General features: G+C 71.3%; 18 protein-coding genes and 1 tRNA gene. 7 read left to right on the forward strand and 12 right to left on the reverse strand.

Annotation, left to right across the window (positions count from 1 at the left end; translation table 11 throughout):
- The first annotated feature begins 103 nt into the window (after positions 1-103).
- Positions 104-892: a GntR family transcriptional regulator gene (locus tag ACZ4U4_RS19895; protein ID WP_467875834.1), complete on the forward strand. Its 789-nt coding sequence runs from the start codon at positions 104-106 to the stop codon at positions 890-892.
- A gap of 353 nt (positions 893-1,245) precedes the next feature.
- Here the strand turns inward: ACZ4U4_RS19895 and ACZ4U4_RS19900 are convergent, their stop codons facing one another.
- On the reverse strand, positions 1,246-2,220 hold the full coding sequence (locus ACZ4U4_RS19900) for a hypothetical protein (RefSeq protein ID WP_467875837.1): 975 nt from the start codon (positions 2,218-2,220) through the stop codon (positions 1,246-1,248).
- A gap of 62 nt (positions 2,221-2,282) precedes the next feature.
- Between ACZ4U4_RS19900 and ACZ4U4_RS19905 the strand changes: the two genes are divergently transcribed.
- Positions 2,283-2,954, forward strand: a complete 672-nt coding sequence (locus tag ACZ4U4_RS19905; protein WP_467875839.1) for a TetR/AcrR family transcriptional regulator — start codon at positions 2,283-2,285, stop codon at positions 2,952-2,954.
- Positions 2,955-3,071: 117 nt separating this feature from the next.
- Here ACZ4U4_RS19905 and ACZ4U4_RS19910 read toward each other — a convergent pair.
- Positions 3,072-3,143 (reverse strand) — tRNA-Val (locus tag ACZ4U4_RS19910).
- Between the two features lie 142 nt (positions 3,144-3,285).
- Between ACZ4U4_RS19910 and ACZ4U4_RS19915 the strand changes: the two genes are divergently transcribed.
- The 3 genes from ACZ4U4_RS19915 to ACZ4U4_RS19925 all read left to right on the forward strand — a co-directional run bounded on the left by ACZ4U4_RS19915 (position 3,286) and on the right by ACZ4U4_RS19925 (position 5,957).
- Entirely contained in the window at positions 3,286-4,659 is a 1,374-nt protein-coding gene (locus ACZ4U4_RS19915; protein WP_467875842.1) for a hypothetical protein, read from the forward strand.
- A 312-nt stretch (positions 4,660-4,971) separates the two neighbouring features.
- Positions 4,972-5,631 (forward strand): DUF4383 domain-containing protein, encoded by a 660-nt coding sequence (locus ACZ4U4_RS19920; RefSeq protein ID WP_467875844.1) that lies wholly within the window; start codon positions 4,972-4,974, stop codon positions 5,629-5,631.
- A gap of 113 nt (positions 5,632-5,744) precedes the next feature.
- On the forward strand, positions 5,745-5,957 hold the full coding sequence (locus tag ACZ4U4_RS19925) for an FmdB family zinc ribbon protein (protein WP_467875847.1): 213 nt from the start codon (positions 5,745-5,747) through the stop codon (positions 5,955-5,957).
- Between the two features lie 170 nt (positions 5,958-6,127).
- On the opposite strand, the gene ACZ4U4_RS19930 is transcribed toward ACZ4U4_RS19925, so the two are convergent.
- From ACZ4U4_RS19930 to ACZ4U4_RS19940, 3 genes are all read right to left on the reverse strand, one after another.
- A complete protein-coding gene (locus ACZ4U4_RS19930; protein ID WP_467875849.1) occupies positions 6,128-6,964 on the reverse strand; it encodes an HAD family hydrolase in 837 nt (278 codons plus the stop codon).
- Complete coding sequence (locus ACZ4U4_RS19935; RefSeq protein ID WP_467875852.1) at positions 6,964-9,534, reverse strand: phosphoribosyltransferase; 2,571 nt, start codon at positions 9,532-9,534, stop codon at positions 6,964-6,966. The genes ACZ4U4_RS19930 and ACZ4U4_RS19935 overlap by 1 nt, the downstream gene beginning before the upstream one ends.
- A 74-nt stretch (positions 9,535-9,608) precedes the next feature.
- Positions 9,609-10,781 (reverse strand): HpcH/HpaI aldolase/citrate lyase family protein, encoded by a 1,173-nt coding sequence (locus ACZ4U4_RS19940; protein WP_467875855.1) that lies wholly within the window; start codon positions 10,779-10,781, stop codon positions 9,609-9,611.
- Positions 10,782-10,977: 196 nt separating this feature from the next.
- Between ACZ4U4_RS19940 and ACZ4U4_RS19945 the strand changes: the two genes are divergently transcribed.
- Complete coding sequence (locus ACZ4U4_RS19945) at positions 10,978-12,030, forward strand: TerD family protein (protein ID WP_467875857.1); 1,053 nt, start codon at positions 10,978-10,980, stop codon at positions 12,028-12,030.
- A gap of 79 nt (positions 12,031-12,109) precedes the next feature.
- On the opposite strand, the gene ACZ4U4_RS19950 is transcribed toward ACZ4U4_RS19945, so the two are convergent.
- The 6 genes from ACZ4U4_RS19950 to ACZ4U4_RS19975 form a co-directional block, all read right to left on the reverse strand.
- Complete coding sequence (locus ACZ4U4_RS19950) at positions 12,110-12,847, reverse strand: TerD family protein (RefSeq protein WP_467875860.1); 738 nt, start codon at positions 12,845-12,847, stop codon at positions 12,110-12,112.
- A 96-nt stretch (positions 12,848-12,943) separates the two neighbouring features.
- Complete coding sequence (locus ACZ4U4_RS19955) at positions 12,944-14,068, reverse strand: DUF475 domain-containing protein (RefSeq protein ID WP_467875861.1); 1,125 nt, start codon at positions 14,066-14,068, stop codon at positions 12,944-12,946.
- Positions 14,069-14,121: 53 nt separating this feature from the next.
- Entirely contained in the window at positions 14,122-14,697 is a 576-nt protein-coding gene (locus ACZ4U4_RS19960) for a TerD family protein (RefSeq protein WP_467875863.1), read from the reverse strand.
- 163 nt (positions 14,698-14,860) lie between these two features.
- Complete coding sequence (locus tag ACZ4U4_RS19965; protein WP_030286769.1) at positions 14,861-15,436, reverse strand: TerD family protein; 576 nt, start codon at positions 15,434-15,436, stop codon at positions 14,861-14,863.
- Positions 15,437-15,597: 161 nt separating this feature from the next.
- A complete protein-coding gene (locus ACZ4U4_RS19970) occupies positions 15,598-16,056 on the reverse strand; it encodes a peroxiredoxin (protein ID WP_467875866.1) in 459 nt (152 codons plus the stop codon).
- Between the two features lie 147 nt (positions 16,057-16,203).
- Positions 16,204-16,635: a DUF3052 domain-containing protein gene (locus ACZ4U4_RS19975; protein WP_030286773.1), complete on the reverse strand. Its 432-nt coding sequence runs from the start codon at positions 16,633-16,635 to the stop codon at positions 16,204-16,206.
- 529 nt (positions 16,636-17,164) lie between these two features.
- Between ACZ4U4_RS19975 and aceE the strand changes: the two genes are divergently transcribed.
- Positions 17,165-19,897: a pyruvate dehydrogenase (acetyl-transferring), homodimeric type gene (gene aceE / locus ACZ4U4_RS19980; protein ID WP_467875869.1), complete on the forward strand. Its 2,733-nt coding sequence runs from the start codon at positions 17,165-17,167 to the stop codon at positions 19,895-19,897.
- A gap of 99 nt (positions 19,898-19,996) precedes the next feature.
- Here aceE and ACZ4U4_RS19985 read toward each other — a convergent pair whose 3' ends face one another.
- The gene (locus ACZ4U4_RS19985; RefSeq protein ID WP_467875871.1) at positions 19,997-20,401 is read right to left on the reverse strand and encodes a peptidase inhibitor family I36 protein; all 405 of its coding nucleotides are present in this window, start codon (positions 20,399-20,401) and stop codon (positions 19,997-19,999) included.
- Between the last annotated feature and the right edge of the window lie 596 nt (positions 20,402-20,997).

Here is a 20,997-nt window from a genome sequence, read left to right on the forward strand (position 1 = left end):
CGGACGCTCGGCGCTCACGGAACTTTCATCCCCTTCGGCTGGCTAGGCTTCCCACCGTAGCAACAGATGTCAGCCGCTCGTCTAGATACCTAAAGGAGTCAACATGCCCGCTCAGGGTACTGCCCTGCTCGGCGCGCTGGACCCCACCAGTGACCGCGCGGTGTTCCGGCAGATCGCCGACCAGCTCCGCGAGGCGATCGACAAGGGCCGGTTCAAGGAGGGCGACAAGCTCCCCTCCGAGACGGAGCTGGTCGAGCACTACGGCGTTTCGCGGATGACCGTCCGTAACTCCCTGTCCGTCCTCCAGGGTGAGGGCCTGGTGGTCTCCGAGCACGGCAAGGGCGTCTTCGTCCGGCCGCGTCCGCCGGTGCGACGGCTTGCCTCGGACCGTTTCGCTCGTCGTCACCGGGAACAGGGGAAGTCCGCGTTCACCGTGGAGGCCGAAGCCGCGGGCAGCCGGCCGGAGGTGGATAGCCTGGAGGTGAAGGAGGAGCGCCCCTCGCAGGACATCGCCACGCGCCTGGGTGGAGCGCGCCGCGTGCTGGCTCGGCGCCGTCGCTATCTGCTCGACGGTCGGCCGGTCGAGTTCGCCACCTCGTACATCCCGCTCGACCTGGCCACCGGCACCCCGATCGCCCAGCCGAACCCGGGCCCCGGCGGCATCTACGCCCGGCTGGAAGAGCTGGGGCACCGCCTCGACCACTTCGACGAGGAGATCCGCGCCCGGATGCCCACGCCCCAGGAGGTCAAGACGCTCCGGCTGGCCTCCGGCGTCCCGGTCATCCACCTGACCCGCACCGCACACGACACCGAAGGCCGCGTGGTCGAGGTCTGCGACACCGTGATGGCCGCCGACGCGTACGTCCTCAACTACCAGCTGCCTGCCCACTGATGACAGGGCGGAGGGAACATCGGTGCGCGCCTCCCGACCCTCCTCCGTCGACTCGTACGCTCGCCGCGCTGGCCCGCGCGGTCGCCGCGCATCGCAAGGGCCACGCACCCATCCGGGCCTTGCCTTCGCCTTCATGGCTTTCCCCGGCAGCAAGCCCAGACAGCCAATCAGCGCCACACGGCTGACACAGCGCCTCAACCGGCTCGGAACCGGCCCAACCAGGCTCGCAGCACTGCCGTCGCCGTCGACCGGCACACAACTTTTCCGCCGGCGGCTGGACCAAATTCGCTACCGAGATCACCCAACGAGCCCCGGCCACATCAACGAGGCAAAGCTGTAGCGATCTCCACTGATCAGTCCCGCAAGACCGACGGACGGCCCAGTTCGCCGACAAGGCGCCGGTACGTTTCGAAGGCCGGCTTCGGGGTGTAGTCGTCGTGCAGAAGGCCGAAGTGGTGGAAGAGCCCGTCGGCGGTGCTGTCGGCGTCTCGTAGGGCGAAGAACGAGTATCCGTCGATGTTCAGGTCAGTGGCGAGGGCGGCCACGGTTCGTACGACGGTTTCGAGTACCGCGGCCTGTCGGTGCTCGCTGCGGCCGGGGCCGGTGGGCCAGCCGTTCTCGCAGATGCGGATCGTGACGCTGTCGGGGATGCCGGCCTTCGGCAGATCGGTGTGCCGGAACGCGGTGAGGACCGCGGTGACCGCTTCCGTCAGCTGCTCGGCGGCGATGGGATGGAACACGTCCGGGAAGAAGTCCAGGCCGACGTAGTCCAGGCTCCGCCGGAAGCGATCGTCGGCCAGGGTGCCGAGCTCGGACCAGAAGGCGTCGGCCGGATTGAATGTCGGCACGGCGTTGAAGCCGACCGCCAGGCTGAGGCCCAGGGCCCGGGCCTCCTGCTTGGCCGCGACCACTCCCTCGACGAGCGCGTTCAGGACGTTGGGAATGCTGCCGTCGACCGCAGGCAGATCGGCATTTGGCTCTTCACAGATCTGGACGGACGCCAGGTGCGGCCCACTGGCACGGACGGCCTCGCGGACGAACTCCAGCCATCCCTCCAGCTCGCCGGACGGCTCACGGAACTGCAGCACGAGGTCCAGCTTGCGGCCCCGTTGGCAATACGTCAGGGGATCGGCGGGCGTGGGCGGTTCCAGCGGCGTCACGGTGCCGGCGAACGAGCGATAGGCGCGCACCGTCAGCGTGTCCCGGTCGCCTTGTAGTGCATCGAGCGCCTCGGTGATGCGGTCCGGCGCATCCGGGCGAACCGGGTGGACGATGCCCTGGTCGTCCCCCAGGAGGCCACCGGGATAGATGCCGAAGTCCAAAGCCATGGTTTCCCCGCCCCAGGAATCTTGGTGTCACTTCAAATTTGTGGTGACACTATCATTTCAGCATGGGCCTTCGAGAGATCAAGAAGCAGCAGACCCGCACGGCGATTGCCGACGCGGCCCTGCCCCTCTTCCTGGAGCACGGCTTCGACCAGGTCACGGTCGCCGAGGTGGCACGCCACGTAGGCGTCTCCACCAACACCGTGTTCAACTACTTCCCCACCAAGGAAGACCTCTTCTTCGATCGCCAAGCAGAAGCGGAGGGCCATCTCGCCACGCTGGTACGCAACCGTGCACCCGGCGCCTGCCCGGTGGAGACCATCCGTGACGACCTGCTGGCCGCCCTGCGGCGCGACGACCCCGCGATCGGACTCCACCCCGACGCTCCCCGGTTCTGGCAGGTCATCCATGGCAGCGCCGCACTGCGCGCACGCGAACGCGAGATCGGTGAACGCGCCGAGACCGCGCTGACGACCGCCCTGGCCGAACATCCGCCGCACACCGCCGATGGACCGGCCCCGACCGGCCACCCGATGCCTGCACTCCTCGCAGGTGCCATCGCCGGCACACACCGGGCCGCCTTGCGTGAACTGCGACGACGCATCGTGTCCGGCGAGCCACCCGCCGAAGCCCGTGACAGCGTCGCCACCGCGGCGGTCCACACCTTTGATCTGCTCTGTTACGGACTCCACACCGATGCCGACCAGACGTCGCGGGAGCTACGGCTCCCCCGGTGACGTCCCCGACCGCACCGAAGCGAGAGGCCGTGGCCCATATGGACCGGATGCTGGGCCGTGCCGCCGCTGAAAGCCGAAGACCCCCCGCCGCAAATCGGCGAGGGGCCTTCGGACCGGTGGGCACAGACGGATTCGAACCGCCGACATCTGCTTTGTAAGAGCAGCGCTCTACCGCTGAGCTATGCGCCCTGGTCGAGGCGACAGACTACCTTGACGTGCGGACCGAACTGCAAGCCAGTGGGGATCTCGCGAACTTACCGGTCGGTGTGTTCGTTTCTCCCGGGTGGGAGAATGGCAGCCGGTTCCGGGGCGATCCGATCGGGAGAGGGATGTGACGGCGACAGACACGCAGCCGTACGAGCAGCGGGCGCGCCGTCGGGCCCGTGGGGGGTCGTTGCGGGAGACGGTGGCGTTGGTGTTGCTGCCGTTGCCGTTGCTGGTCGCGGTGGCTCCGGCGGCGTTCGCCGGGGGCGGTACGCGGCGGTGGTTCGGGCGCGGGGACGGGCAGCGGGCCGAGGCGCAGGAGGCGAAGGACGCGGCCGCGGCGGCGTTCTACGAGCTGGACACCGCGCAGCGGGATCTGCGGATCTCGATCGAGACGATCACCGCGGTCGACAACTCGCCGCGGGCGCGCCGGGCGGCCGAGGAGTACCAGGGGTTCGTCCGGCGGATCGATGAGGTCAGCCAGGGGTACATCACCGCCGTCGACGCCCATGACCTGGACCGCGACGATCTGGACGGTGCGGCCGCCGGGCGGGCGCGGGCCGATCTGACGCGGGCCCGGGAGGAGCTGGAGCGCACCAAGGCGGATCTGGACCGTTTCGGGCAGGGGCTCGGCCCGCTGCTGGCGGCGGCGGAGACGCAGCTGGCGCGGCTGGCGCCCGCCGTGGAGCGGGCCCGGCAGGCGCTGCTCGCGGCGAGCAACGCGCTGGACGCCGTCCGCGCCAAGGGGCTGACGGCCGACGAGCCGGCGGCCCGGCTGGCGGCGCTCGCACCGGAGCTGACCAAGCTCAACGAGGGTGCGGGGCGGCACGGCGTACAGGAGACGGTCCGCCGCGCCGACGAGGTGTTGCGCCAGGCCGAGGCGGTGCGGGCGGAGGCCGAGCGGCTGCCGGAGCGGGCGGCGGAGATCGACAAGCGGCTGGTGTCGCTGCGTACCCGCGCGCAGGCGATCTCGACGCGTGCCGGGCAGGTCGATCCGGTGCTGAGCGAGTTGCGGCGGCGGTACAGCGCGGCGTGCTGGCAGGACCTCCAGCGCGTCCCCGAGCAGGCCGCGGAGTCCGTGGCGCAGGCCGAGACGGGGCTGCGCGAGGCCCAGCGGGCGCGGGACGAGCAGCGGTGGGCGGATGCGACGAGCCGGTTGGCGACGGTCCGGGCACTGCTGGACACCACGAACGAGGCGGTGTCGGCGGCCGGTGACCGGTTGCAGCGGCTCGACGCGGTCTCCTTCGACCGGCAGCAGGAGATCGACCGGACGCGGTTCGCGGTCCGCGACGCCCAGCGGCTGGCGATGACCGGCCGCAGCACGCCCGACCCCCGCCATGCGCGCCCGCTGGACGACGCGGTCGCCCGGCTGGACCGCGCGGTCGACGGTCTGGAGGGCCGCCACCCCGACTGGTGGCACTTCCTGACCGAGACGGAGGCGGTCCGCGAGACCGCCGCCCGGGTGGTCCGCGAGATCCGCGAGGAGCGGGGCGGGGGCTGAGCGGGGCGGCCGCGGGAGCCCCGGCCGCCCGGGGCGTGCCTTCCGGCCCCGGGCGCGGCCGGGTCGTCCGGGGCCCTTCGGGCGGGCCGGGTGTGGCCGGGCCCGCCCCGGCCACGCCGCCCGAGCGGTGCCTGCCCGTCCCGAGGAGCCGGGCCGTCGGCGGCCGGCTCACCCTCCGGACCGGGCCACCGCCCCTACCCCACCGCCTCCGCCTCGTCCCCCGCAGCGGCGCATTGGCGTGACGGAACGCGCTGGCGGATGCTGGTAAGCGACACAGCCCGGGCGGCACGTTCTGCGCGAGGGAGGTCGGAGATGGCTAGCACTGGGGCTACCGGAACACCGAAGGTCGGACCGCACGGTCTGCACGGGCCCTCGAATCTGTTCCGCGGAGGCAAGCTGCGGCACACCCGACTCGACGAGCATCTGCCGGTCGACCACCGGCTCAGCAAGGTCTACCGGGTCGGCGCGGGGCTGATGGGGCTGATCCTGGTCGCGTTCGGGATTCTCGGGCTGATCGACAAGATCGGGTTCTTCGACACCGGTGGCGCGACGGTCGCGGGGCTGAACACCAACGGCGCGCTGAGCGTGCTGTCGATCGTCGTGGGCGTGGTGCTCTTCGGTGGCATGGTCATCGGCGGCAACTTCGCCTCGACGCTCAACATCGTGCTGGGCGTGCTGTTCCTGCTGAGCGGGTTCGCGAACCTGGCGCTGCTGCAGACCGATGCGAACTTCCTCGCGTTCAAGATCCAGAACGTGCTGTTCAGCTTCGTGGTCGGCCTGTTGCTGGTGATCTTCGGTATGTACGGGCGGGTCAGCGGCGGGCTGTCGCACGACAACCCGTACTGGCGCGCCCGGCACCCGGAGGCGGCCCACCGGCCGACGCCCGCCCCCGGCCCGGCGGCCGCCCGGCAGGCGGCGGTGGAGCAGCTGCGCAGGGGCGAGGAGCCGGACACCGGCCGGGCCGGGGCCTGATCGCCGGGCCGGTCACCGGATCGGAAGTGCCGCCGCCGGGTGTCCGCCCGGCGGCGTCCCGTGCCGGGCGGAGCCGCGGCCGACCGCCGACGACGAGCCCGTAATCTGTCGCCATGCCTCGTTACGAGTACCGGTGCCGTCCCTGTGATTCCACCTTCGAGCTGAGCCGGCCGATGGCCGAGTCCGCCGCGCCCGCCGTCTGTCCGGCCGGGCACGAGGACACCGTCAAGCTGCTCTCGACCGTCGCCGTCGCCGGTTCCGCCCCGGCGCCCGCGCCCTCCGGCGGTGGGGGCGGCGGCTGCTGCGGGGGCGGCTGCTGCGGCTGAGCCCCGCCGCGCCACGGCGCCCCGGACGCGGGTACGGAAGAAGACCCCCGGTGTGATGGAGCTGTCCAGGAACACACCACGCCCGGAGGTCTTCACCTCCTACCGTATCTGCCGCTGACCTGCTCCGATGCCACCGGCCCCGAACCGCCCGGCGGCGCCGGGCCGCACCGTCACACCGGCGTGCCCAGGGCGCCGTCCCCCTCCCGTACCGCCTCGTGGAAGGCGCGGAGGATGCGTTCGCCCGCGGCGGCGCCGCGTTCGGTCAGGGCGGTGACCTGCGGGGCGTGCCAGTCGGTGGCGGCCAGTTCGCCGTGGCCGGGGCGCCAGGCGCGGTCCGCGGCGAGGAGGAGGTCGGCGTCGAGGAGGGAGTCGCCGGCGGCGAGGACCTCGGTGGCGCCGGTGCGGCGGCGGACCTCCGCGACCGCCGCGCTCTTGGTCAGCGGCTTCGGCACCGCGTAGACCTTGCGGCCCTGGAGCGAGACGGACCAGCCGCGGGCGTCCGCCCAGGCGGCCAGCGTCTCGATCCAGCCGTCGGGCAGCAGCGCCCGCTCCACGACGAGATAGCTGAAGAGGTCCTCGGCGGTGCGCGCCCGGAGCAGCCAGGCGGGGTCGGCGGCGCGGAGCAGATGGGCGTGGACCTCGTCGAGCGGTGCGCAGCCCTCGGCGAGGCGGGCGGCGACGGTGCGCTGCCAGTCGCGGTCCAGGACCCCGTCCACCAGCAGATGGCCGCCGTTGGCGCAGACCGCGAACCGCGGCGGCGGGCCGGGCAGGTGGATGCGCAGGTACTGCTCGCGGGTGCGGGTGGTGGCCGGGACGAAGAGGGCCCGGGCGGCCAGGTCGGCGAGGAGCGCCGCCGCGGTCTCCGTCAGGAAGGAGAGCGGCCGCCGCTCGTAGACCTCCACGCAGAGCAGGCGGGGCGCCTCGGCGTCCGGCATGGTGAGGTCCATGGCCGCCGCCGAGTAGATCAGGGTGCGGTCGAGGTCGCTGGCGACGAGGGTGTGCGTCATCAGGCCACCGCCCGTCCGTCGGCGCCGGTCGCGCCGCGGGTGTAGCGCGGGTGGATCAACCCGACGCAGGCGTAGGGGAGTTCGCCGACCTCCTCGACGGGGACGCCACGCTCCTCGGCGAGCAGGCGGACGTGGTCGAGGTCGGGTCCGGCGCCGCGGCGGGCGAGGATCTTCCAGGGGACCCGGCGCAGCAGCACCCGGGTGGTCTCCCCCACACCGGGCTTGACGAGGTTGATGTCGTCGATGCCGTACTCCTCGCTGATCCGCTCGACGGCGGCCCACCCCGCCCAGGTGGGGCTGCGGTCCTCGGCGGCCAGGCGGGCGGCGTCGGCGGCGGCGCCGTCCGTGACCTCGGCGAAGCGGGCGATGACCGCGTCGAGGAAGGTGCCGGAGAGGTCGGCGCCGGCCAGTTCGCGGTAGAACTTCGCGCCGTGGAAGTCGTCCGGGCCCACCAGGTCGTCGCGGAGGACGGTGCGGGATATCAGGCCGGAGACGGTGGAGTTGAGGCAGGCGGACGGGATGAGGAAGTCGTCGCGGGTGCCGTAGGTGTCGACGCAGCCGCCCGGGTCGGCGAGGACCGCGATGCGCGGGTCGAAGCCGGGAAACTCCGCGAGGGCGGCGGTGAGTTCACGGGTGATGGCGCCCTTGCCCGTCCAGCCGTCGACGAAGACGACGTCGGCCGGGTCGTGGTGGGCGGCGAGCCAGCGCAGTGCGGTGGTGTCGATGCCGCGGCCGCGGACGATGGAGACGGCGTAGTGCGGCAGGTCCAGGCCGTGGGCGTGCTGCGCCCAGCGGCGCATCAGCACGCCGACGGGCGTCCCGGCGCGGGCCAGCGAGACCAGCACCGGGCGGGGCGGCGGGCCCGTGAGCCGTCCGCGGCGGCGCGGGAGTTCGGCGAGGACGGTCTCGGTGACGGCGCCGACGGCGCGGGCGATCCGGGCGGCGGAGGTCTCCAGCGCGGCGTGGAACAGCTCCTGGTACCGCTGGGAGGGCTGGTACTCGACGGGCAGCGACTCCGCGTAGTGCGCGCCACCGCGCTGGATGGCCTCCTCGCGCTCCTCGGTCGGCGCCTCCAGCGTCACCGCGGACAGGTCCTGGAGCAGCCAGCCGACCTCCTCGGGGGCGTACGAGGAGAACGCGGGGCCGCGCAGCGGCTCGGGCAGGGGCATGGGCGGGGCCTGTCGGTGCGGTGCGGGGTCCGCGGCGGGCCGCGGGGTGTGGGCGGGGACGACGGCGAGGAGCAGCCGGTCGGTGTGGGCGGCGAGGCGGTCCAGCAGGCCGCCGGGGGCGTGGAGTTGGGGGGTGTCGCCGGGTGAGTCGACGACGGCGACGATCGCGTCGAAGCGGCGGGCCGGGTCGGCGCCGGGCGCGACGTTGTAGGCGTGGCGCGGGCCGGGGCCGTCGGCCGGGGCGTCGTGGGCGGGGAAGGTGAGGCGGGTGCGGAGGGCGTATCCGGGGTCGTCGACGGCGAGGACCGGGGAGCGGGTGGTGGTGGAGAAGAACACCGCGGGGCCGTCGTCCTCGCCGGTACCGCCCGCGGCCCAGGTCTCGGCGGCGCGTTCGGCGTCCAGCGCGCCGAAGCCGTCGGGGGCGCCGAGCCGTGCGTCGAGGGCGTGGGCCAGCCGCAGCGGGGCGTACATCAGCTCCTCGTTGCCGAGGACGAGGACGCGGCGGGCGCCTACGAGGTGGTCGTGGAGCCGGTCGGCCATGGCGGGCAGCGCCGCGTCCAGCCGGGTGCGGTGGGCGGGGGTGAAGCCGTGGCGGCCGCCGTCCGGCAGGCCGTCGGGCCAGCCCAGCTCGACCCGGACGGCGGCGTTCCGCGCCGCGGCGGGCGGCGCCTGCTCCGGGACGTCGTGCGCGGCGACCAGCTCCTGACCGCGCCGCAGGACGTCGGCGGGCAGCCGTACGCCGCCGGCGGCGAGCGCGAGGAGGTCGACGCGGGCGCCCAGATCGGCGGCGAACTTCTCCAGGTGGCGGCGGTCGCCCTCGGAGCGCATGTCGACGAGGGCGACGACGACGTACCGCTGCCGGGGGAAGCGGGCGTGCAGCGCCTTGATGGTGTTCAAGACCGTGCGGCCGGTGGAGAACTCGTCGTCGACGAGGACCAGCGGGCCGTCGCCCGCGAGCAGCGCCGGGTCCTCGGGCAGCAGCAGATGGGAGGTGGCGTGGGAGTGCTCCTCCTCGAAGCCGCCGGCCGGGGCGACGCCCGCCACCGGGCGGCGGGTGGAGTGCAGATACGGCGCGAGGCCCAGCCCGTCGGCGACGGAGTGGCCGAGTCCGGTGGCCGTCTCGGCGTATCCGAGGACCACCGCGCGGGACGCCGCGTCGTCACCGAGCAGCGCGCGGACCCGGCGGCCGAGCCCCACGCCGACGCCGTGCACCACCCCGGGCCGCTGCGGCACATGCTTGCCGAGCACATGCGAGACGAGCAGATGGGCCCGTTTGGGGTTGCGCCGCAGCGCCAGCCCCAACAGCCCGGGCAGCTGGTCCCCGCCACTGAGCGAGACCCCGAGCCGCCGAGCGACCCACTCTCCCGTCCACACCACGTGCTTCTTCTCCTCCGTCGACATCTCTGTGGGTACGGGCGCCGTGCCGGGCCCGCGGGGGCGGTCGCGCCGCCCGTCGTCCGTTCCGTCCGCCGCGGTCAGTCCTGCGGCACGCTCGCGGTGAGCAGTTCCACGAAGCCGACGCCCTCGCGGGCCACCCCGAACGCGTCGGCGCGCAGCAGGGTGCGCTCCGCCCAGGCGCGGTGCGGCTTCACCTCGTTCATCTTGTTGGTGTACGCGGAGCGCAGGACGCCGCCGTCGCCGCGTTCGGGCCGCAGGATGTCGGCGGCGTCGCTGAACTCCTCGTGGCTGACGACCGAGAGGGCGTGCACCGGTGCGACGTGCGAGGGGTGGATGCAGGTCTTGCCCAGCAGGCCGTTGGCGCGGTCGAGTTCGATCTCGCGCAGCAGTCCGTCCATGTCGTGCTCGATCAGCGCGGTCCGCAGCTCCTCGGCACGGCCCTGGAACGGGCTGCGGCGCAGCTGCGGTTTGAACATCCGCTCGTGCAGCCGGAAGTACTCCCACACCGGCCCGGTCACGGTGAAGCCGCTGCCGTCGGCCCGGCCCAGCACATTGACCACGTCGGCGATGACGGAGGCGACGATCTGGACGTCGTAGGCGGTCATGTCCGGCGCGCGGCGCAGTCCGTACGCGGAGCAGAAGTCGGTGACGCCCAGGCGCAGGGCGAGGACGCGGTCGCGGTGGGCGTCGACGGCCGTGGCGATCCCGGCGAGCGTGGTGCGGCGGCTCTCCAGGTGGAGCAGCTCGGGGGATTCCAGGACCGGCATGGCGAAGAGCCGCTGTCCGCAGGCGTCTTCGGCGGCGCCCAGCGCCGCCAGGAACGCGGCGCCGCGCTCGGCGGTGAACTTCGGCAGCACGAAGCCGGTAAGGCGGCGCACCGCGGGCCCCATCCGCCATGCGAGGTCGGTGATCTGCTCGGGGGTGCGGACGCGGATGAAGAGGAGGGGGAGGTCGGCGCCCTCCTCGGCCGCCTCGTCGAGCAGGGCGAACTGCCGGACGAGGTTGGCCTCTCCGGCCACCACCTCGGCGTCGCTGATGGAGTCCTCCAGGCAGAGGACCATCGAGACGACGCCGCGTCCGACCTGTTTACGGATGTCGTCGGCGAGCCGGGGCCGGGTGGCGGGGCTGTAGAGGGTGGCGCCGAGCGCGGTCGCGAGGGTGCGGGCGGGCGAGGCTGCGGTGAACTCCACCGGCTCCCGATGGAACAACTTCTTCCGGATGTCGGGCCCAAGATGCCCAAAATGCCGCATACAACTCCCCGTATACAGGCGCGAACCGGGCATACCCGCTGCGTCATGACCTCTGGATCCAGCCGATAATCGTACGTGTGAGGGGTGACGGAAAGTTCCCTCGGGCGGGAAATCGCCCCGGTACGGGGCGCCCCGCGCACCCGCCGGTCAGGGCCCCGCGTTGTCCGCCCGGCCATGCGGAGGGCAGGATTGCGCTATGACGCACGCCATGCTGAAAGGGTCGAACGTACCCGTGGACACCACGGCCGTACGCGCCGTCCTGCGGTGGACACCCGGCGCGGGCGTCCCGGACGTCGACGCCTCGGCACTGCTGGTCGGCCCCGACGGACGCGTGCGCTCCGACGCGGACTTCGTCTTCTACAACCAGCCGCAGCACCCCGGCTGCGGCGTCCGTCACCTGGCCAAGACCCCGGTCGGCGAGAGCCTGACCGACAGCCTGGAGGCGGACCTCACCACGCTCGACGCCTCCGTCGACCGCCTCGTCCTCACCGCCTCCGCCGACGGCGGCACCTTCGGCCACGTACCGGACCTGCGGGTCCTGCTCTACGACGCGGCGGGCGGCGACGGCGAACCGCTGCTGCTCTTCGACATCGCCCCCGACACCGGCGACGAGACCGCCCTGATCTGCGGCGAGCTGTACCGCCGCGCCGGCGGCTGGAAGTTCCGCGCCCTGGGCCAGGGGTACGACAGCGGACTGCTCGGTCTGGCCACGGAGTTCGGCATCTCGGTCGAGGAGGACGCCGGGAGCCGCACCCCCGAGCCGTCCGCCGCACCGGCCCCGCAGCCCGCCGCTCCCCCGCGCCCGGACGGCCCCCCGGCGGTGGACGCCGCCGACGCCCCGGCGTCCCCGCCGCCGTCCGCCTGGCCCGAGGAGGCCGCCGCCCCGCCGGTCGCCGCGCCGGGCGGCGTTCCCCCGGTGTCCGACCCGGACGCCGCGACCCAGCACGTCCCGGAGCCGGGACCACTCCCCGACTCCTTCCCGCTCGCCCCGCCGCAGAGCTCCCCGGCGACCGGCGGCTACGGCTATCCGCAGCACGTCCCCCCGCCGCCCACCCAGCCCCCGGGCCGGCCCGCCTACGGCTACCCGGGCCCGCCGCCCGTGCAGCAGCCCGGCCCGCAGCCGTACCAGCCGCAGCCCGCGTACGGCTATCCCCAGCAGCCCCCGGCCTACGGCTACCCGCAGCAACCGGCCGCGCCGGAGCCGACATTCGTCCTGCCGCCCCAGGGGCCGCAGTTCCAGCGGCGCTGAGAGCGCCGCGCCCCGGGGCGGACCCCACGACGGAGGCACGCCCCGGGGCGCGGCGGACGGCGGGCGGCCGGGGCCGGTCTCACGCCTTCGACTTGTAGCCCCTGCCCCACTGGAGCCCCCAGCCGTAGAGCCGGTCCAGCTCCGCCTGGAAGCCGTAGACGTACTTCACCTCGCGGCGCACCATCAGCTCGCCCTTGACGTTCTCCAACGTGAAGATCGCGCAGGACCGGGCCTGCGGCGCCCGCTCGTTGAGCGGGATCTCCACCCGTGGCCCGGTGGTCGGGAAGAGCGTGACCACTGCGTGCGTACGGTCGAAGGCGGGCGTGCCGTCGTAGATGTAGACGAAGATCAGCAGCCGCTTGATCTCGTCGCTCTGGTCCAAGTTGATGTACAGCGTCTCGCCGGACCCCGAACCGAACCGGTCGTCGCCGCTGAGCTGCACATACGGCGGGGAATTCAGCTCGCCGAGGAAGTCGCCGAGCGGCTGCACCACGCCCTTGGTGCCGTCCTTCAGCTCGTACATACAGGCCAGGTCGAGGTCGATCTGGACGACCGCCGGGCCCTGCGACTGCACCATGTCGGGTGTGAAGATCCGGCCCGGGTGCCGCAGCAGGGTACGCAGGCTCCGGCTGTTCCGCTCCCCCAGATCCGTGGTCCGCATCTGCCAGCTCAGATTGACCCGCATATGGCCGTGGTCCGCGCCCTGTTTGCTGAGCGAGACCACCGGTTTCCGCTTCGTCAGCTCGACGACGTACGAACCACCGCCGTTGTCGAACGCCTGCGCGCCGCCGCGCCAGAAGTTCCCGAGGAACGACACTTGCCCACCCCACTGCTCGGACCGATGACAACGGGGCGGCCCGAGGTCCGCACCCCGTGGCCGCCCCGCTGAGAGCGTTCCTCAATCAGGCCGGCGTCACACGCCGGAGGATACTTCGGCCTTCGGCTCGGCGCCGTCGCCGGGGCCGGTCTCGCGGCGGTTCTTCACCACCGAGGACCAGAAGGACAGCCCGATCAGCACGATGCCGATGAGACCGGTGACGACCTCGGGGATCTCGTACTTGATGGTGGCGATGAGGATGACGGCGAGCGCGCCGATCGCGTAGTGCGCGCCGTGCTCCAGGTAGACGTAGTCGTCGAGGGTGCCCTTGCGGACCAGGAAGACGGTCAGCGACCTGATGTACATCGCGCCGATGCCCAGACCCAGCGCCATCTCGAAGATGTCGTTGGTGATGGCGAACGCGCCGATGACGCCGTCGAAGGAGAACGACGCGTCGATGACCTCCAGATAGAGGAACATGAAGAACGCGGCCTTGCCGGCCAGGCCCATGACGGCGCCGTTGCCCTTCTTCGCAGGCGCCGCGCCCTCGCCCTCGTCCTCCTCGTCGTCCTCCAGCTTGTCCTCGAAGTACCCGGAGATACCGCCGACGACGAGGTAGGTGATCAGACCGGCGACACCGGCGAGCAGGACCGTGGCGGTCTTGTCACCGCCGCCGTGCGCGACATCGGTGGCGACCGTCATCGCGGCCACCAGCAGCACGACCAGCGCGACGATCACGGAGAGGGTTTCGAGCTTGCCGAGGCGGGCCATCGGCCGCTCGATCCAGGCGAGCCACTTGTGGTCCCGCTCCTCGAAAAGGAAGTCGAGGAAGATCATCAGCAGGAAGACGCCACCGAAGGCCGCGATGGCCGGGTGGGCGGCGGTGACCAGCTCCTGGTAATGGGCCTTGTCGTTGATGGCGAGATTGACCGCCTCGACCGGCCCGAGTTTCGCGGTGATCGCCACGATGACGACCGGGAACACCAGCCGCATACCGAAGACCGCGATCAAGATGCCGAAGGTCAGGAAGATCTTCTGCCAGAAAGCGTTCATCTTGCGCAGGATGCCCGCGTTGATGACCGCGTTGTCGAACGAGAGCGAGATCTCCAGGATGGACAGGATCCCGACGATCGCGAGGCCCTGCCACCCCCAGAGCACGCCGGCCACGGCGAGGCCGACCACCGTGACGGCGAACGACCAACCAAAGGTTTTCAGGAGCACTGCCTACCCATTTCCCTAGCTCTGCGGGCCCCCGCGTATACGGCGTGGCGCCTTTACGAAACGTTGACCCCGAAGTCTAGAGCGATGCCCCGCAGACCCGACGCGTACCCCTGTCCCACCGCGCGGAACTTCCATTCACCGTGGTAACGGTAGACCTCACCGAAGATCATCGCCGTTTCGGCGGAGGCGTCCTCGCTCAGGTCGTAGCGCGCGAGTTCGCTGCCGTCCGACTGATTCACGATGCGGATGAATGCGTTGCTCACCTGGCCGAAGCTCTGGCCGCGCAGATCCGCCTCATGGATCGACACCGGAAAGACGATCTTGTCGACCCCGTCGGGCACGCCGGTGAGGTCGACCAGGATCGACTCGTCGTCGCCCTCGCCCTCACCGGTGAGGTTGTCGCCGGTGTGCTCGACGGAGCCCTCGGGGCTCTTGAGGTTGTTGTAGAAGACGAAGTACTCGTCGCCCAGCACCCGGCCCCCGGCACACAGCAGCGCGCTGGCGTCCAGGTCGAAGGGGGCGCCTGTGGTGGACCGTGCGTCCCAGCCCAAGCCGACCATGATCTGCGTGAGGTCCGGCGCGGCCTTGGACAGGGAGACATTGCCTCCCTTGGCGAGTGTGACGCTCATGGTGTTCGGATCCTCCCCGGTGTCGTGACGGGCCGCGGCGCGCCCTGGGCCGCCGCCCCTGTTGCGCGCGTGCGGCGCCGCACCCCCTTGCGGGGCGTACGGCGCCGCACGTGGTCGAGCGGTGTCGCGGACCGCACGCCCCGGGGCGCGGGTCCGCGAGCGGTCAGACGTTGACGCCGAAGTCCTGCGCGATGCCGCGCAGCCCGGAGGCGTACCCCTGGCCGATGGCGCGGAACTTCCACTCCGCGCCGTTGCGATACAGCTCACCGAAGACCATGGCGGTCTCGGTCGAGGCGTCCTCGCTGAGGTCGTAGCGCGCCAGCTCGGTGCCGTCGGCCTGGTTGACGACGCGGATGTACGCGTTGCGGACCTGGCCGAAGCTCTGCTGACGGGTCTCGGCGTCGTAGATCGACACCGGGAATACGATCTTCGCGACATCGGCGGGGACACCGGCGAGGTTGACCTTGATGGCCTCGTCGTCGCCCTCGCCCTCACCGGTGGTGTTGTCGCCGGTGTGCTCGACGGAACCGTCGGGGCTCTTCAGGTTGTTGAAGAACACGAAGTTCTGGTCGCTGCCCACCTTGCCCTGGTCGTTCGTCAGCAGAGCGCTGGCGTCCAGGTCGAAGTCCGTACCGGTGGTGGTACGCGCGTCCCAGCCCAGGCCGACGAGTACGGCGGTGAGATTGGGGGCTTCCTTCGTCAGCGAGACGTTGCCGCCCTTGCTGAGGCTGACTCCCACGAGTCCTCCCATAGGTTCGAGGGGTACGTCAAGATTTTTTGCGCCCCCATCGTGCATGGCATCGGATCAACGAATCGATCCTAGTGACCGGTTCCCGCCGATCGCAGATATCACCGGCGAATGTCGGCTGCGGCGGGAACCGGTGCCACCCACGGCGTCGCTCAGAGCGCGTCGAGCGCCTTGACGTACTCGTTCAGGTCGCGGGCGTCGGGCAGACCGTTGACGACCGACCAGCGCACCACGCCCTCCTTGTCGATGACGAAGGTGCCGCGCACCGCGCAGCCCTTCTCCTCGTCGAAGACGCCGTAGGCGCGCGACGCCTCACCGTGCGGCCAGAAGTCCGACAGCAGCGGGTACTCCAGGCCCTCCTGCTCGGCGAAGACGCGCAGCGAGAACGGGGAGTCGTTGGAGACCGCCAGCAGCTGGACGTCGTCGTTGACGAACTTGGGCAGCTCGTCGCGGAGCGCGCACAGCTCGCCGGTGCAGACGCCGGTGAAGGCGAAGGGGTAGAAGAGGAGGACGACGGCCTTCTCACCACGGAACTGGGAGAGCGTGACCAGCTCGCCGTGCTGGTTCTTCAGCTCGAAATCCGGAGCCTTCGTGCCGACCTCGATCGCCATGGGGTGCATCCCTTCGCTCACGTTCAACAGGTATCGGCCCAACCCTACGCGCCCGCCCGTGCGCGCCGGAGACCGTCCCCGGACGGCCCCGAGCCCCCTGCGGACGGATCCGGAGGGGGCTCGGGGTGCGGCTGAGGAAAGGGTGGCTCAGCGCTTGCCGGCCTTCGGCGAGACCAGTCGGCTGCCCGACCAGTCCTTGCCCGCGCTGATGCTCTTGGTCTGGGACAGACCCGCGGTCTGCGCGGCCTCATTGATGTCGCTCGGCTCGATGTAGCCATCGCGCCCGGTCTTGGGCGTCAGCAGCCACACGACGCCTCCCTCGTCGATCAGGCCGATGGCATCCACCAGCGCGTCCGTGAGGTCGCCGTCGTCGTCCCGGAACCACAGGACGACGGCATCCGCCACGTCGTCGTAGTCCTCGTCGACGAGGTCCTGGCCGATAACGGCCTCAATACCTTCGCGGAGATCGTGGTCGACGTCGTCGTCGTAGCCGATCTCCTGGACCACCTGTCCGGGCTCGAACCCCAGCCTGGCGGCAGGGTTGGTCCGCTCCTCCGCGTGGTCCGCGGTCGCGCTCACGGATTGCCTCCTGTCGTGTTTCGGAAATGCTCTGGAACGCTCCGCGCGTGCGCGGAGCATTGGGCGTAGTCCACACGGGCGGAACGGATCGCGCAAGTACCCGGCCGCGGAGACCGCCTAAACGGTGACGATTGGCGGCGTCTCGCCGCAACTGCGACCCCATCCGGGCAGGACGAAGTGATGCACCTCACGGCGATCTGCCGGGTTTGCGGTGTGGACAGTCACGACGATCCCACCTAGACGTTCTACCCGCCCCTCGGACACCCATGCGGGTTCCGTACCTCAGCACGTCACCCTCTGTCGACATGGGCGTATGGTTGCGATTTGGCCGACCTGTCACCACGGCCCGCGCCGCCGTCGGCTCCCCGCCTGGGGTTACCTCTCGGTAGAGATGACGTATCCCGATGGCGCGGTACACGATGGAAGGCGGCGCGACCACCGACAGACACCACAGAGAGACACCATCCGACCGCGTGCGCAGCAGCTATCGCGTGCAGAGCACGACATGACCCGAAACCGAAGGAACAGCGTGGCTTCCGGATCCGATCGAAACCCGATCATCATTGGCGGCCTTCCCAGCCAGGTCCCGGACTTCGATCCCGAAGAGACCCAGGAATGGCTCGACTCGCTCGACGCAGCCGTCGATGAGCGAGGCCGGGAACGAGCTCGCTACCTCATGCTTCGACTGATCGAGCGGGCCCGCGAGAAGCGCGTGGCCGTGCCCGAGATGCGCAGCACGGATTACGTCAACACCATCGCGACCAAGGACGAGCCGTTCTTCCCCGGTAACGAGGAGATCGAGCGCAAGGTCCTGAACGCGACCCGGTGGAACGCGGCCGTCATGGTCTCCCGGGCGCAGCGTCCCGGTATCGGTGTCGGTGGTCACATCGCCACGTTCGCCTCCTCCGCCTCCCTGTACGACGTGGGCTTCAACCACTTCTTCCGGGGCAAGGACGACGGCAAGGGCGGCGACCAGATCTTCTTCCAGGGCCACGCCTCCCCCGGCGTGTACGCCCGCGCGTATCTGCTCGACCGGCTCTCCCACGCCCAGCTGGACGCGTTCCGCCAGGAGAAGTCCAAGGCCCCCAACGGTCTGTCCAGCTACCCGCACCCGCGGCTGATGCCGGACTTCTGGGAGTTCCCGACCGTCTCGATGGGCCTGGGCCCGCTCGGCGCGATCTACCAGGCGCGGATGAACCGCTACATGGAGGCGCGCGGCATCGCCGACACCTCCGACAGCCACGTCTGGGCCTTCTTGGGCGACGGCGAGATGGACGAGCCGGAGTCGCTGGGACAGCTCTCCATCGCCGCGCGCGAGGGGCTGGACAACCTCACCTTCGTGGTCAACTGCAACCTGCAGCGCCTGGACGGCCCGGTCCGCGGCAACGGCAAGATCATGCAGGAGCTGGAGTCGCAGTTCCGGGGCGCCGGCTGGAACGTCATCAAGCTGGTCTGGGACCGCAGCTGGGACCCGCTGCTGGCGCAGGACCGCGACGGCATCCTGGTCAACAAGCTCAACACCACGCCCGACGGTCAGTTCCAGACGTACGCCACCGAGACCGGTGCGTACATCCGTGACCACTTCTTCGGCGGCGACCACCGGCTGCGCGCCATGGTCGAGAACATGACCGACGACCAGATCCTGCACCTGGGACGCGGCGGTCACGACCACAAGAAGATCTACGCGGCGTACGCGGCGGCCAAGGCGCACAAGGGCCAGCCGACGGTGATCCTCGCGCAGACCGTCAAGGGCTGGACGCTCGGCCCGAACTTCGAGGGCCGCAACGCGACCCACCAGATGAAGAAGCTCACGGTCGAGGACCTCAAGGGCTTCCGTGACCGGCTGCGGCTGCCGATCCCGGACAAGGACCTGGAGGATGGCCTGCCGCCGTACTACCACCCGGGCCGCGACTCCGAAGAGATCCAGTACATGCACGACCGCCGCAAGGCGCTGGGCGGCTATGTGCCGACCCGTGTCGTGCGTGCCAAGCCGCTGCCGCTGCCGGACGACAAGGCGTACGCCGGTGCCAAGAAGGGCTCCGGCCAGCAGAAGATCGCCACGACCATGGCGTTCGTCCGGGTCCTGAAGGACCTCATGCGGGACAAGGAGATCGGCAAGCGCTTCGTGCCGATCGCGCCCGACGAGTACCGCACCTTCGGCATGGACGCGTTCTTCCCGTCGGCGAAGATCTACAACCCGCTGGGCCAGATCTACGAGTCGGTCGACCGCGAGCTGCTGCTGGCGTACAAGGAGTCGCCGACCGGCCAGATGCTGCACGACGGCATCACCGAGGCCGGTTGCACCGCCTCGCTGATCGCCGCGGGCTCCGCCTACGCCACCCACGGCGAGCCGCTGATCCCGGTCTACGTCTTCTACTCGATGTTCGGCTTCCAGCGGACCGGCGACCAGTTCTGGCAGATGGCCGACCAGCTGGCGCGCGGTTTCGTGCTCGGTGCGACCGCCGGCCGTACGACGCTGACCGGCGAGGGCCTCCAGCACGCCGACGGCCACTCCCAGCTGCTGGCCTCGACCAACCCGGCGTGTGTCGCCTACGACCCGGCGTACGGGTACGAGATCGCGCACATCGTCAAGGACGGTCTGCGCCGGATGTACGGCGAGAACTCCGAGGACGTCTTCTACTACCTGACCGTCTACAACGAGCCGATCCAGCACCCGGCCGAGCCGTCCGACGTGGACGTCGAGGGCATCCTCAAGGGTCTGCACCGGATCAAGGCCGGGGAGAAGGGCGAGCACGCGGCCCAGATCCTCGCCTCGGGTGTCGCGGTGCCGTGGGCCGAGGAGGCCCAGCGGATTCTGGCGGACGAGTGGAACGTCAAGGCGGACGTCTGGTCGGCGACCTCCTGGAACGAGCTGCGCCGCGAGGCCGTCGAGGTCGAGCGCCACAACCTGCTCCACCCCGAGGAGGAGCAGCAGGTCCCGTACGTCACCCGCAAGCTGGCGGACGCGCCCGGCCCGAAGGTCGCGGTGTCGGACTGGATGCGTTCGGTGCCGGACCAGATCGCGCGCTGGGTGCCGGGTGCGTACCAGTCGCTGGGCGCCGACGGCTTCGGCTTCGCGGACACCCGCGGTGCCGCCCGTCGCTTCTTCCACATCGACGCGCAGTCGATCGTGCTCGGTGTGCTGACCGAGCTGGCGAAGGAGGGCAAGGTCGACCGCTCGCTGCTGAAGCAGGCCATCGACCGTTACGAGCTGCTGGACGTCACGGCCGCCGACGCCGGGGAGGCGGGCGGCGACGCCTGAGCCGGCGCACGGCCCCTGCCGCGCCCCCGACCGGTCCGCCGGTCGGGGGCGCGGCGCGTTTCCGGGCACGGCCGTGTCCGGGGTGCGGATCATCGCCGGTCAGCTCTCCCAGATCTTCACCGCGCGGAAGCGGTACGGCGAGCTGGGCAGCCAGCTGCCGCCGCCCGGGTAGGTGTCGAACTCGCCGGTCTCGGCACATGCGGCGCTCTGGTACGTGGTGACCGGACGGCCGGTGCGGTTGGCCAGCGAGGCGGCCGTGGTGCCCTTGGGCAGTGCGATGCAGCTGTCGATGTCGGTGTCGGCCAGCTCGAAGGTCTGCCGCTTGCCGCCGAACTTCGCCTCCGGCCAGACGCAGAGCTGCCCCTTGGCGCAGTCGCCGGAGGTGGCGCTGTTGCCGCCGGACGCCGCATGGGCTGTGGGAGCGGCGAGGACGGTGGGTGCGGTGAGGGTGGCGGTCAGCGCGGCGAGGCCGGTGACGAGCGCGGTGCTGCGGTACATACGCATCAGGAATCTCCCCCGTGAATACGGCGATGGGTGTGCCGCCGGCCGGTTGCCCGCGGCGGGTTCACTGCCGAGCTTCGGCGTCGGCCGGGGCGGCTGCCAAGCCCTCGGCGGCAGCACCACCCGGTGGGGCGATGTGGACGGAGCGTAGGGCTCGGGGCCAAGCCTTTGCGGCGTCAGGTTGACGTCCCGGCAGCGGTCCCGCGACGCCGCGGAAACCGTTCCTCCCGCCGGTACCAAGGGTTCTGCCGACCGGGCCGCGCGGCGGCCGCCGAGGAGAGTTCCCGTGCGGGACTCACCCGAAGGAGCGAAACCGGGCGGAAGCAGGGGCCAGGCGTGGCAAGCATCGACGTCCGCTGCCCGATGCGGCGCGTACGGCGGGGAGTTGACGCGTACGGCAGGGGAAATGCGCGGGGCGGCCGTGGCGACTGAGCCGAACGGCCGGGCGGAGGCCGGGCGACGCGGAGACGGGCCCGGGCCCGGGCCTCACGGCAGCACAACGGCGGGGGGGGGGGGGGGGGGGGGGGGGGGGGGGGGGGGGGGGGGGGGGGGGGGGGGGGGGGGGGGGGGGGGGGGGGGGGGGGGGGGGAGGGGGGGGG

Source organism: Streptomyces sp. NPDC029159 (assembly GCF_055564055.1).